Here is a 12,922-nt window from a genome sequence, read left to right as displayed (position 1 = left end):
ACGATGGCCCAACTGATCACCCTCAGTCCCGAGGCCCTGGCCGAAAGGGTCACGCGCATCTTCGCGGCCGGCGGCCTGTCGCAACTTCAGGCGGAAACGCTGGCCGGCGTCATCGTCGCGGGCGAGCGTGACGCCTGCAAGTCCCACGGCATCTACCGGATCGAGGGCTGCCTGCGCACCGTCGCCGCCGGCAAGGTCCAGCCGCAGTCCGAACCCGAACTGCAGGACGACGGCTCGCCCATCGTCCGCGTCGATGCGAAGGGCGCGTTCTCGACCGCCGCCTTCGCCATCGGCCTGCCGGTGCTGGTGGCACGGGCGCGGCAGCACGGGCTGGCGGCGCTGGTCGTGAACTCCTGCACCCATATCTCGGCGCTCTGGCCCGAGATCGAGGCGATCACCGCCGAGGGTCTCGCCGCGATGGCGATGTGCCCCAGCTATTCGACCGTGGCCCCGGCCGGGGGCAGCGCGCCGCTGCTGGGCACCAACCCCTTCGCTTTCGGCTGGCCCCGCAAGGATGCCCCTCCTTACGTCTTCGACTTCGCCACCTCGGTCATGGCGCGGGGGGATGTGGAACTGCACCGGATCGAGGGCCGCCCTCTGCCCGAGGGCACCGCGGTGGACCGCGACGGCAACCCCACCACCGACCCCGCCGAGGCGCTTTCGGGCGCGATGCTGCCCTTCGGCGGCCACAAGGGTTCGGCCATTTCGACCATGATCGAACTGCTGGCAGCGGCCATGATCGGCGACCTGACCAGCACCGAGGCGCTGGACTACCTCGGCACCACGACCCTTGGCCCGCACCATGGTGAGTTGATCCTCGCCTTCTCGCCCGAGCGCTTCGCCGCCGGCCGCGCCGACCCCTTCTCCCGCGCCGAAACGCTGTTCGACGCGATCCTAGGCCAGGGCGCCCGCCTCCCCTCGCAGCGCCGCTTCGAAGCGAGGAAGCGCTCGGCGGCGGAAGGCATCACGCTGATGGGCGAGGAGGTCGAGATGCTGGAGCGGCTTGAGCGCGCGCCTTTCGGCGACAAGGCGTAACGCTCACCGGTCTGGTCCCGGAGCCTGCCGGAGCCGGACGCAGGCTCAGTGTCGCGGTGAACGCGCGTTGATGGCAGGACGTCCAGAATTCAGCGGCCGGACGTCCTTCGGAATTGCCGTTTTTCCGTGTTGCGCGCTTGTCCATCTCCTCGGGCTGGACTGAAGTATCCCCGGGGCTGGGGAGCGCCCGGACAGGAGGCGGATCAGAAAACAGCCGTCATGGCTGTTTTCCCGCCGGATGGGTCCAGTGGAGCGTCTTCAGTGAGCCGGGGGGCGAAGCCCGATCGGAGGCAGACAACCCCCGGCTCCTTCCGGTGCTACGCCCCGCTGCCTTTACGCAGCAGTCAGGCAGCCGGTGTAAATTGTCCTGTGTTATTGTTCCGTCACAAGGCTCAGGCCTCGGCGTAAAGACGGCGTCCGCTCCACGAACGCCGCCTTGAAGTTCACCCCGCCAGAAGCGCCGCGTTGCCGCCAGCCGCCGTGGTATCCACGCACAGATGCCGTTCATGCGCGACATGTGCGCGGTCGGGCATTGCCGTGATCAGCGGCAGGATCGGGCCCTTCCGCCCGGCCAGCGCGCGGGCATAGGCCTCGGCCATCTCGGCCTCACCCCACCAGAGCGCGCCCGAGAAGCCGTCCAGATGCGCGAGCGCCTGCGGCTCGACCCGGCCCGTCGCCTCGACGGCCGAGCCGCCAAGCGCCTCGACCGCCGCGCGCTGGGCGCGGGCCGCGCCGGGGCCGGGGCCGAGGCACAGCAGCGGCGGGCGTGTGTAGAGGCTCAGGCGGTTCATCTCGCCTGTCGGCCCCGGCATCAGGCGCTCGTCGATGCGGCGCTCCTCGGTTGAGCCCAGCGCACGGTCCAGCGCGGCCATGTCCTGCGCGCCCTCAAAGGCGCCTTCGGCCAGGTCCGCCCCTTCGGGGGCATAGAAGCGCGGCAGGTAGAAGGGACCGCCCGCCTTGGGGCCGGTGCCCGACAGGCCCTCGCCGCCGAAGGGCTGCGAGCCCACGACCGCGCCGATCTGGTTGCGGTTGACGTAGATGTTGCCGGCGCGGACCGCCTCGCTGATGTCCTGCACGCGGGTGTCGATGCGGCTGTGCAGCCCGAAGGTCAGGCCGAAGCCGCGGGCGTTCACGTCGCGGACGACCTCGTCCAGCTTCCCGGCCGGGAAGGTGGCGACGTGCAGCACGGGGCCGAAGACCTCGCGTTCAAGGTCGCCGATGCCCCCCACGCGGATCAGCGTCGGCGCGACGAAGGTGCCGCCGTCCGGCTGCGCGCCGCGGTGCAGGACCGCGTTGCCGTTGGCCTGGATGTAGCCGGCGATGTCGGCTTGCGCGTCCCGGTCGATCACCGGACCCACGTCGGTCGAGACATGCCACGGGTCGCCCACCGTCAGCTGGTCCATCGCGCCCTTGATCATCTCGATCACATGGGGGGCGCTGTCCTCCTGCAGGTAGAGGCAGCGGAGCGCCGAGCAGCGCTGCCCCGCCGACTGGAAGGCCGAGGCCACGATGTCACGCACCGCCTGTTCGGGCAGCGCGGTCGAATCCGCGATCATGGCGTTCAGACCTCCCGTTTCCGCGATCAGCGGTGTGCCGGGGTCCAGATGCTGCGCCATCGTCCGCGCGATGACCCGGGCAGTGTCAGTCGAGCCGGTGAAGACCACGCCCTTGACGCGCGGGTCCGCCGTAATGGTCGCGCCCACCGTCGCCCCGTCCCCCGGCAGCAGTTGCAGGGCATGGCGGGGCACGCCTGCCTGATGCAGCAGCCGCACGGCCATGGCGGCGATCAGCGGGGCCTGCTCGGCGGGCTTCGCCAGCACGGCGTTCCCGGCCATCAGCGCGGCGGCAATCTGCCCGGTGAAGATCGCCAGCGGGAAGTTCCACGGGCTGATCGCCGCGAAGATGCCGCGCGGGCTGCGAGTCTTGGACTCGCCCTCGGCCGCGTAATACAGCAGGAAGTCCACGGCCTCGCGCAACTCGCCCACCGCGTCGGGCAGGGTCTTGCCCGCCTCGCGCGCCAGCGTGGCGAAGATGGGGCCGAAGTTTTCCTCATAAAGATCGGCGGCGCGGCGCAGGATGGCGGCGCGTTCCGCGGCCGGGGCGTCCCAGACACGCGCGTCGTCCAGCGCACGGGCGACGGTGGCCTCGTCCGCCTCCGTGACCTCGCCGATGATTTCTCCGGTCGCGGGGTTGATGGCGGGACGGGTCGTTCCCGAAGGCTCGGCCACGGTCAGCGGCCCGGCGGCGGGCAGGGGCGCTTGCCGGGCGGCCTCAATCCGCTCCAGCACGCCCTCGTCCGACAGGTCAAAGCCGCGCGAGTTCCGGCGCTGCGGCGCGAACAGTGCCTCGGGCGTATTCAGGCCCTTGGGCGCGCGGGCCTCGGCCAGCGCCTCGAAGGGGTCGCGGGCGATGGATTCGGGCGTCACGCCTTCATCCACGATCTGGTGGACGAAGGAGGAGTTCGCGCCGTTCTCCAGCAGCCGCCGGACCAGATAGGCCAGCAGGTCGCGGTGCGCGCCGACCGGGGCATAGATGCGGCAGTTGCCCTTGGTCTCGGCCAGCAGGATGTCGTGCAGCCGCTCTCCCATACCATGCAGGCGCTGGAACTCGTAGGGGCGTCCCTGGGCAAGTTCCAGCACGGCGGCGGCGGTATGGGCGTTGTGGGTGGCGAACTGCGGGAACAGCCGGTCGCCCATGCCGAACAGCTTCTGTGCCAGACAGATATAGGCCACGTCGGTCGCGGGTTTGGTGGTGAACAGCGGGAAGCCGGGCATGCCTCCGACCTGTGCCAGCTTCATCTCGGCGTCCCAATAGGCGCCCTTGACCAGCCGGATGTTCATGCGGCGGTCATAGCGCTGCGCCATCTCGTAGAGCGCGTCGATGGTCGCGCCCGCGCGCTTGCCATAGGCCTGCACGACAACGCCGAAGCCGTCCCAGCCGGCCAGCGCCGTGTCCGACAGCACCGCGTCGATCACCTGCAGCGACAGGACCAGCCGGTCCTGCTCCTCGGCGTCCACATGCAGCGCGATCCCCGCCTCGCGCGCCTGCCGGGCGAGTTGGCTCACCACGGGCACCAGTTCGGCCATGACTCGCTTGGTCTTGGCCACCTCATAGCGGGGGTGCAGCGCCGACAGCTTGATCGAGATGCCGGGGTTCTTCACGATCGAATCCGCCTTGGCCGCCCGGCCGATCGCGGCGATCGCGTGCTGGTAGTCGCGGGCATAGCGGGCAGCGTCGGCTTCGGTCCGCGCAGCCTCGCCCAGCATGTCGAAGGAATAGGTGTAGCCCTGCGCCTCGCGCTTTCGTCCGCGTTCCAGCGCGCCCTCGATGGTTTCGCCCAGCACGAACTGGCGGCCCATCTCTTTCATGGCGCGGGCGACGGCGGTGCGGATCACCGGCTCGCCCAGGCGCCGGACAGCGCCCCGCAGGGTGCCCGCAATGCCGGGGCGCGGCTCGGTCAGGACCTTGCCCGTCAGCATCAGCGCCCAGGTCGAGGCGTTGACCAGCGAGGAGGCCGCCGTCCCGAGGTGCCGGTTCCATTCCGAGGGCGCGATCTTGTCCTCGATCAGCGCGTCGATGGTGGGGGCGTCGGGGACGCGCAGCATGGCCTCGGCCAGGCACATCAGCGCCACACCTTCGCGGGTGGAGAGGCCGTATTCGGCCAGGAAATGCTCCATCAGCGTGGGCTTTGCCTCGCTGCGGATGCGGCTGACAAGGGCCATGGCGCGGTCGGTGATGCGCTGGCGCGTGGGCGCGCCGATCGCGGCCTCTGACACCAGCCGGTCCAGCACGGCCGACTCGTCGGCGAACTTGGCATCAAGGCCGAGGGAGGGAAAGGCGGCAGGGGTCATGGCGGGCTCTCGGGTTCAAGGATGGCACAGGATAGCCGCAGAAGTCTGGACGATGTGACCAAAGATGGGCAAAGAACCAGCCGGAACGGCTGCAAGGAAGGCCATTTTCAGGATGAACCAGCTTGACCCCATCGACCGGCGCATCCTCGAAATCCTCGTGACGGATGCGCGCATCCCGCTGACGGAACTGGCCCGCGCGGTGGGCCTGTCCAAGACCCCCGTGGCGCAGCGGCTGAAACGGCTGGAGGAATCCGGCATCATCACCGGCTATCGCGCGATCCTGTCGCCGCTGAAGCTGGGGCTGACCCATGTGACCTATGTCGAGGTGTCCATGTCCGACACCCGTCAGAAGGCGCTGGAGGCGTTCAACGCCGCCGTCCGCCAGATCCCCGAGGTCGAGGAATGCTACATGATCGCGGGCGGCTACGACTACCAACTCAAGATCCGGTCCCGCGACATGGCGCATTTCCGGCAGGTCATGGCCGAGCGGATTTCCACGCTGCCCTACATCACCTCGACCTCAAGCTATGTGGCGATGGAGGCGGTGGTGGAACAGAACTGGACCGCGATCTGACGTCTGAAACCCGTTGAAAGCGCCGCGCGTTTCCCTAGATACAAGGGGAACATCAGGGGAACTTCCGTGACGCCAGAACTGACCCGGAAGCTGGCGATCCTGTCGGACGCGGCGAAATACGATGCCTCCTGCGCCTCCAGCGGGACGGAACGGCGCGATGCGCGCAAGGGGGGGCTGGGGTCCACCGAAGGCTCGGGCATCTGCCACGCCTATACCCCGGACGGACGCTGCATCAGCCTGCTGAAGATCCTGATGACGAACTTCTGCATCTTCGACTGCGCCTATTGCGTGAACCGCGTCAGCAGCAACGTCGAGCGCGCCCGCTTCTCGGTCAAGGAGGTCGTGACGCTGACGCTGGAGTTCTATCGCCGCAACTACATCGAGGGGCTGTTCCTGTCCTCGGGCATCATCCGCAGCCCGGACCAGACAATGGCCGACATGGTGCGGATCGCTAGGACGCTGCGCGAGGATCACGGCTTCAAAGGCTATATCCACCTCAAGACCATCCCCGACGCCTCGCCCGAACTGATCGACGAGGCCGGCCTTTACGCCGACCGCCTGTCCATCAACATCGAACTGCCGCAGGACGACTCGATCCGCACGCTGGCCCCCGAAAAGCGGCCCGAGACGATCCGCACCGCCATGGCCCGCGTCCGCAGCGGGCGAGAGGCGAGTCGCGAGACAAGCCACACGGGCAAGCGCCCCGCGCGCTTTGCCCCCGCAGGCCAGTCCACGCAGATGATCGTTGGCGCGGACGGGGCCAATGACGCGACGATCCTGAACACCTCGGCCCGGCTTTACGCGGGCTACGGGCTGAAGCGGGTCTATTACTCGGCGTTTTCCCCGATCCCCGATTCCTCGGTCCTGCTGCCGCTGGTGAAGCCGCCCCTGATCCGGGAACACCGGCTGTATCAGGCCGACTGGCTGATGCGCTTCTACGGCTTCGAGGCCGAGGAGATCGCCTCGGCCACCCCGGACGGGATGCTGGACCTGAACGTCGATCCCAAGCTGGGCTGGGCCTTGGCGCATCGCGAGGACTTTCCCGTGGTCGTGAACCGCGCCACGAAGGAGCAGCTTCTGCGCGTTCCCGGCTTCGGGACAAAGACCGTCGAGCGCATTATCTCCGCCCGCCGTCATCGGACGCTGCAATGGGACGACCTCGTCCGCATCGGCGCATTGATGACCAAGGCCAAGCCGTTCATTTCCTTGCCCGGCTGGTCCCCCGGCGGGCTGATCGACAAGGACAATCTCCGCGCCCGCTTCGCGCCCCCGCCGCAGCAATTGAGCCTATTTTGATGCACCGCGTCGTCCTGCCCGAGACCGGGACGATGGACGCTTGGCGCGAGGCCGCGCGCCAGTTGGCCGCCCATGCCGTGCCGCCCGCGCAGGTGGAATGGGCCGTGGGCGAGGCCCCTCAGAGCCTGTTCGACGCCCAGCCGCTGCCTGTGGGCGAGGGGCGCGCGCTGAGGGTGCCGCGCGCCTTTCTCGACCTTGCCGACCGGGCGATCCTGCACCGCGACCCCGCCGCGCCGGGCCTGCTGTATCAGGCGCTCATGCGCCTTCAGGACCAGCCGCATCTGCTGGCGGACGAGGCCGATCCGCTGGTCCGCCGGCTTGAAGCGCTGCGCAAGTCCGTCCGCCGCGACATCCACAAGATGCGTGCCTTTGTCCGCTTCCGCGAGATCCCCTCAGACACGGATCGCCGTCGCTTCGCCGCCTGGTTCGAGCCAGAACACCGGGTCGTGGAAGCCAACGCCGGCTTCTTCGCCCGCCGCTTCGCCGACATGGACTGGGCGATCCACACCCCCGACCTCAGCGTGATCTTCGAGGATGGCGAGATCACCTTCGCCCCCGGCGCCCCGCGCCCCGACCTGCCGGAAGACGCGGCGGAGTCGCTCTGGGCCACCTATTTCACCAACATCTTCAACCCGGCGCGGATCAAGCTGGGCTCCATGCGTCAGCATATGCCGCTGAAATACTGGAAGAACATGCCGGAAACGGCGCAGATCCCGGCCATGCTGGAAGGGGCCGAATCCCGCGTCCGCGCCATGCAGGCCGCTGCCGCGACCCAAGCGCCCGCGCGCGCGGCCACCATTACCGAACGTTACCGCGCCGCCATGCCGAAGGCCCCCGAGGTGATCGAAACGCTGGCCCAAGCCCGCCAAGCTGTCCAGCATTGCACCCGCTGCAACCTTTGCCGCCACGCCACGCAAGCTGTTTTCGGTGAGGGGCCAGCGGATGCCCCTCTGATGGTCGTGGGCGAGCAGCCCGGCGACCAAGAGGATCTGCAGGGCCGCCCCTTCGTCGGCCCGGCGGGCAAGGTGCTGGACGAGGTGATGCAGCAATCCGGTCTGGACCGGGGCGCGGCCTGGATGACGAACGCCGTCAAGCACTTCAAGTTCACCCCGCGCGGCAAGCGTCGCATCCACCAGTCTCCCGACAAGGGCGAGGTCGCGGCTTGCAAATGGTGGCTCGAACTCGAACGCGATTTCGTCAAGCCGCAACTCACCCTCGGCCTCGGCGCGACTGCCGCGCTGGCGCTGACCGGCCGCAACTCTGCTCTTACCAGGCGGCGGGGCACGGTCGAGGAAACCGCCGATGGCCCGGTGCTGCTCAGTTGGCATCCGTCCTATATCCTCCGCATTCCAGACACCTCCCGCGCCGCCGAGGCAAAGGCTGAACTGGCCCACGATCTCGCACTTGCCCGCAAGCTGCTGGCGCAGGGCTGAAAACCCCGCCCCGGGGTGGGAGGCAGCGAACCCAAGGGGTGCTGCTGACGTTGGGCGACAAGGTTCACGCGGCCATGGCCGTTGCCTTCAGCCTTCCGCAACAGGTGCCTCATGCCCCGAGCCGTCCCCGCCGCCGTATTCGTCACCCTGCTGCTCATCCTGCTGGTGCTGGCGGCCTGGCAGTTGTCCTTCGTTCTGCTGCTGGCCTTTGCCGGCATCCTGCTGGCAGTGCTGCTGCGGCATCTGGCGCTGGTGCTGTCGCGCCACACGCCAGTCTCGACCTCGGCCGGGGTGCTTGTCGTGGCGCTGGGGATCGCGGCGCTGCTGGTGCTGGGCATCGTCTTCCTGGGGCCCCAGCTTTTCGGGCAGGTCGACCAGGTCATCCGCAGCCTGCCCGCCGCGTTGGGTCAGGCCGAGGCGCTGCTGCAGCAATACTCCTGGGGCCAGTTCCTGCTGGAACGGGTGCCGACGGCGGATGAAAGGCCGAACTGGAACATTCTCGGCACCATCAGCGGGACCGTGTCCACCGTGGTCGGGGTGCTGGCGAACATGGTGATCGTGGTGACGGTGGCGATCTTCCTTGCCTCGGACCCGCAGCTTTACCGGCGCGGCGTGCTGCACCTGATCCCGCTGGACAAGCGCGAGCGGGCGGCCGAGATCATGGACGCGCTGGGGCAGGGCCTCTGGCGCTGGCTGATCGGGCAGGGCGTGGCCATGGCGACGGTCGCGGTGCTGTCCGGCCTCGGCCTGTGGTTGATCGGGGTGCCGTTGGCGATGGGGCTGGGTCTGATCGCCGGTCTGATGGACTTCATCCCCTATGTCGGCCCTTGGCTGGGCGCCGCGCCCGCCGTGCTGCTGGCCCTGGCGCAGGGGCCGACCGAGGCGGCCTACACGGCGCTGCTGTTCCTCGTCATCCAGCAGGTCGAGGGCAACGTCCTGATGCCCGTCATCCAGAAGAGGGCCAGCGCCCTGCCGCCGGTCCTGACCATCCTTGCCGTCGTGGCCTTCGGCGTCCTTTTCGGTTTCATGGGCGTGCTGCTGGCGACGCCGCTGCTGCTGGTGACGATCATCCTCGTGCGGATGATCTATGTCGAGGATGTCCTCGGCGACCATTCCATCGAGGCGCCGGAGGAGGAAGCCGCGAAGAAGGCATCCTGACCGGTCGGAACTTCCGGGCCCGCTTCATGTTCCTGCAAGCAGGGAGGACGCTGCCATGACCGACAGGCGGTGGATATGGGCGGGGGCGACCCTTGGCTTTGCGCTGGGCGGGTTCTTCGATGGCATCCTGCTGCACCAGATCCTGCAGTGGCACCATCTTCTCAGCCTCGTGCCCGGCATCACCGACATCCGCATGCAGGTGATGTGGGACGGCATCTTCCACGCACTGATGTATGTGATCGCGGCGGTGGGACTTGGGGCCTTGTGGCGGGCGCAGCGGCGGGATGCGCCCGTGTCGCGCGGCGTGATCCTGGGCGCGCTGCTGATGGGCTTCGGGCTCTGGCACGTCATCGACACTTTCCTGTCGCACTGGTTCCTCGGCATCCACCGGATCAGGGACAACAGCCCCAACCCGCTGGCCTGGGATCTGCTGTGGCTGGTCGTCTTCGGGCTGGTTCCGCTGGTGATCGGATGGCGGATGCTGCGCGGCGGCGGCGGAGCGGCGCCCGCGCGGGCGGTGGTGACGGGGCTGGCGCTGCTGACCCTGGGCGCGGGCGCATGGTCGCTGCGGGTGCCGCCGGACATGCCGCTGACGGCGATCGTCTTCCGCCCCTCGGTCGATGCGGCGCAGGCCGCGGCCATCCTTGACGATGCAGGTGCGCGGGTGGTCTGGGCTGACCCGGAAATGTCGGTGGTGCTGGTCGATGTCCCGCGCGACCGGCGCTGGAGCTTCTACGGCAAGGGCGCGATGCTGGTCAGCGGCTCGGGCGTCCCCGCCGGCTGCTTCAACTGGAGCCGGGCGTGACCCGACGCTTGACGAAGCGCACCTGCCTGTCGTCCAGCACGCCCGCCGGCACCCATCCGAGGTGGCGATAGAAGCCCCAGGCCCGCAGGCTTTCGTCGCTGCCGGTCGCAAGCCAGATCTGATCCCAGCCCTGCCGGAACAGCCAAGTTTCCGCCTCGGCCATCAGCCGGCGGCCGATGCCGCGTCGTTCATGGCCCGGGCGCACGAACAGCGCGAAGACGGTCGCCCGCGCTGAATCCGCCATCGAGAAGCCCACGGCGTTGCCCTCCACATGAGCCAGCCAGGCCCGGCTGCGGGTGCGCAGCATCCCGGCAAGGCTGTCGGGCGTCACCCCCAGACGGCTGAGTTCCTCGCGCGACTGGTGATTTTGCTCGATGCTGGTGCGGATGTCGAACAGTGTTTCGATGTCGTCGGGCGTGGCAAGGGTGATCTGCATGGCGGGCAGCTTACTCCATGTCGGCGGCGGCGTGGTATTTTTCCTCGACCAGTTCCGAGCGCAGCAGGGCATTGATCCGCCGCTTGATGGCCGAGCGTTCGTCGTTCGTCAGATAGACCAAGCGCGCGAGTTCAATGAAGCCCGCGCCGAAATCGGCGGCGGCCTCCTTGGCGCGGATGTCGTCCTCGATCCGCCAGAGGGCAGCGTTGACCCGGCGCAGGTCATCGAGCAGCGGTGCAATCCCCGGCTGCGCCATCACCGGCGCGGCGACTTGTTCCAGCAGCGCAAGCTCGCGCCCGACATTGGCGCGGGCGGCCTGATCGGCAATCCGCTTGGCCTTGATTTCGAGGATGGTGATCTTGTCCAGAAGCTCGCCCCAGGACACGGGCGCGAGGGGGGCTGCACGGAAGTCGGTCATGTCATCGCCCCTGTCGCAAGCACGGGCTCGTGGCGCAGCGCCCGTGTCACGTCCGCCATCACGGCTTCCCAGTCGCCGGGCGCGTGCTGGCGGAAGACGCGCATCGTCGGATACCAGGGCGTGCGGGTGCCCTCGGTCGGCCAGCGCCAGTCGGGGTCGTGCCTGACCAACAGCCAGACCGGCCGCCCCAGCATCCCCGCCAGATGCGCGATCATCGTGTCCACTGTGATCACCAGCGCCGAACCCGCGACAAGCTGCGCGGTCAGCACCATGTCCAGCGGGCATCCGTCCGGATTCAGTACCGGCAGCCCCGACGGCCCCGGCATCAGCGACAGCGCCGGGCCATCGCACAGCGGCGCGAACATCGCCTGCGGGACCGAGCGTTCCCTGTCCCAGTCCCCCGCGCCCCAGCACAGCGCCACCGTGCCGGAGGGCAAGGCCGCCGGCGTGATCCCCATCTGCGGGATGGGCGCATCGATAGGCGAGGCCCGCAGGGCGAGCGGCAGTTCCATGATCTCGATGTCGCACTCCTGCGGAGGCAGGGGGCGGGCGACATCAAAGGGCCTCAGGTCGATGCCGGGGAAACCTCGGAACAAGGGCAGCAGATGCGGCTGCATCTCGACCGTCACACGCGCGGCGCAGCGTGCCAGCAGCGGCAGGAAGCGCGAGAACATCAGCGTGTCGCCAAGCCCGTGATAGCAGCGCACCAGCACCCTTCGCCCGTCGAAGGGCCGCCCGTCCCAGACCCAGCGCAGGTGATAGGGCAGGCTCGGGTCGTCGCGCGTGACCGGATCGCGGGCGGCCAGAGTCTTCGCGGCCATTCCCCATGCGGCGGGAAAGTCGCCGCGCCGCATCGCTTGCGTCCAGGGATCGTCCATCGCGCTCAGCCAGCGACCTCGGCCGCCGGCTCGACCACGAGCTCCTCGGCGAACCAGGCGCAGGTCGCCTCCAATCCTTCGGTCAGCGGCACCCGCGGCGCCCAGCCCAGCAGCGCGCCCGCCCGGCTGATGTCGGGGCGGCGGCGGCGCGGGTCGTCCACCGGCAGCGGGCGATAGGCCACCGGCGCGCTGGTGCCGGTCAGTTCCAGCACATGGCGCAGCAGTTCGTTCACCGTCATCTCGTGAGGGTTGCCGAGGTTCACCGGCTCCATCCCGTCGACCTCGGCGTCCATCAGGGTGATCAGGCCCGCGACCATGTCCGAGACATAGCAGAAGCTGCGGGTCTGGCTGCCGTCGCCATAGATCGTCAGTTCGTTCCCGCGCAGCGCCTGGCAGATCAGGTTCGACACCACGCGCCCGTCGTCTGGGTCCATGTTCGGCCCGTAGGTGTTGAAGATCCGCGCGACGCGCACCTGCACCCGGCCCGCGCGGCCGTAATCGAAGGTCAGCGCCTCGGCGGCGCGCTTGCCCTCATCGTAGCAGGCGCGGGGGCCGGTGCAACTGACATGGCCGCGGTAGTCCTCGGCCTGCGGATGGATCTCGGGGTCGCCATAAACCTCGCTGGTCGAGGTCAGAAGGAACCGCGCCTTTGCCGCTTCGGCAAAGTGCAGCAGGTTGTTGGTGCCGACCACGTTGGTCAGCATCGTATGCTCCGGGTCGCGCTGATACAGCGGCGGCGAGGCCGCGCAGGCGAGATTCCAGACGCGGCTGATGCGCGGGGCCATCCGCAGCACCTCGGCCGGCATGGGCTGGCCGATGTCGTGGCGGATGAAGCGGAAGCCGGGCTGCCCTTCCAGCGCGCGCAGGTTCGAGGGCCGCGATGTCTGCAGGTTGTCGAGGCACAGCACCGATTCCCCCCGGTCCAGCAGCGCACGGCAGAGATGCGATCCGATGAAGCCCGCCCCGCCCGCGACGACGTTCAGCGCCAGCGGCCGCACGGTCGAGCGCGGACTGTTCAGGTCGGTCTTCCTCATGGTC

Annotated in this window: 11 protein-coding genes; 6 read left to right on the top strand and 5 right to left on the bottom strand. The window is 68.8% G+C overall.

From position 1 onward, the window contains the following. The first annotated feature begins 3 nt into the window (after positions 1-3). Positions 4-1,035, top strand: a complete 1,032-nt coding sequence (locus JGR78_RS09000; RefSeq protein ID WP_182802805.1) for an Ldh family oxidoreductase — start codon at positions 4-6, stop codon at positions 1,033-1,035. A gap of 443 nt (positions 1,036-1,478) precedes the next feature. On the opposite strand, the gene putA is transcribed toward JGR78_RS09000, so the two are convergent. Beyond that, positions 1,479-4,886 carry a bifunctional proline dehydrogenase/L-glutamate gamma-semialdehyde dehydrogenase PutA gene (gene putA, locus JGR78_RS08995; RefSeq protein ID WP_182802803.1) on the bottom strand — a complete coding sequence of 1,136 codons (3,408 nt, stop codon included), beginning with the start codon at positions 4,884-4,886 and terminating at the stop codon, positions 1,479-1,481. A gap of 112 nt (positions 4,887-4,998) precedes the next feature. Between putA and JGR78_RS08990 the strand changes: the two genes are divergently transcribed. From JGR78_RS08990 to JGR78_RS08970, 5 genes are all read left to right on the top strand, one after another. Beyond that, a complete protein-coding gene (locus tag JGR78_RS08990) occupies positions 4,999-5,460 on the top strand; it encodes an Lrp/AsnC family transcriptional regulator (protein ID WP_182790524.1) in 462 nt (153 codons plus the stop codon). A 66-nt stretch (positions 5,461-5,526) separates the two neighbouring features. Next, positions 5,527-6,756: a putative DNA modification/repair radical SAM protein gene (locus tag JGR78_RS08985; RefSeq protein WP_182790523.1), complete on the top strand. Its 1,230-nt coding sequence runs from the start codon at positions 5,527-5,529 to the stop codon at positions 6,754-6,756. Continuing rightward, entirely contained in the window at positions 6,756-8,189 is a 1,434-nt protein-coding gene (locus tag JGR78_RS08980) for a UdgX family uracil-DNA binding protein (protein WP_182790522.1), read from the top strand. The genes JGR78_RS08985 and JGR78_RS08980 overlap by 1 nt, the downstream gene beginning before the upstream one ends. Before the next feature lie 111 nt (positions 8,190-8,300). Beyond that, positions 8,301-9,347 carry an AI-2E family transporter gene (locus JGR78_RS08975; RefSeq protein ID WP_182790521.1) on the top strand — a complete coding sequence of 349 codons (1,047 nt, stop codon included), beginning with the start codon at positions 8,301-8,303 and terminating at the stop codon, positions 9,345-9,347. Between the two features lie 55 nt (positions 9,348-9,402). Beyond that, on the top strand, positions 9,403-10,152 hold the full coding sequence (locus JGR78_RS08970; protein WP_182790520.1) for a DUF2243 domain-containing protein: 750 nt from the start codon (positions 9,403-9,405) through the stop codon (positions 10,150-10,152). Here the strand turns inward: JGR78_RS08970 and JGR78_RS08965 are convergent. Genes JGR78_RS08965 through JGR78_RS08950 form a run of 4 tightly spaced genes read right to left on the bottom strand, consistent with a single transcriptional unit; the run spans position 10,133 to position 12,918 of the window. Beyond that, positions 10,133-10,588: a GNAT family N-acetyltransferase gene (locus tag JGR78_RS08965; RefSeq protein WP_182790519.1), complete on the bottom strand. Its 456-nt coding sequence runs from the start codon at positions 10,586-10,588 to the stop codon at positions 10,133-10,135. The genes JGR78_RS08970 and JGR78_RS08965 overlap by 20 nt on opposite strands. Before the next feature lie 10 nt (positions 10,589-10,598). Then, positions 10,599-11,006 (bottom strand): DUF6165 family protein, encoded by a 408-nt coding sequence (locus tag JGR78_RS08960; RefSeq protein ID WP_182802800.1) that lies wholly within the window; start codon positions 11,004-11,006, stop codon positions 10,599-10,601. Further along, a complete protein-coding gene (locus JGR78_RS08955) occupies positions 11,003-11,884 on the bottom strand; it encodes a glycosyltransferase family 9 protein (RefSeq protein WP_200559279.1) in 882 nt (293 codons plus the stop codon). Before JGR78_RS08955 ends, JGR78_RS08960 begins: the two co-directional genes overlap by 4 nt. A gap of 5 nt (positions 11,885-11,889) precedes the next feature. Further along, positions 11,890-12,918, bottom strand: a complete 1,029-nt coding sequence (locus tag JGR78_RS08950; protein ID WP_182802798.1) for a UDP-glucuronic acid decarboxylase family protein — start codon at positions 12,916-12,918, stop codon at positions 11,890-11,892. Positions 12,919-12,922: the final 4 nt, after the last annotated feature.

This window comes from Paracoccus sp. MC1862, assembly GCF_016617715.1.
Classification (GTDB): Bacteria; Pseudomonadota; Alphaproteobacteria; order Rhodobacterales; family Rhodobacteraceae; genus Paracoccus.
Note: the sequence above shows the minus strand (reverse complement) of the source record. Positions and strands in the feature narration are given on the sequence as shown.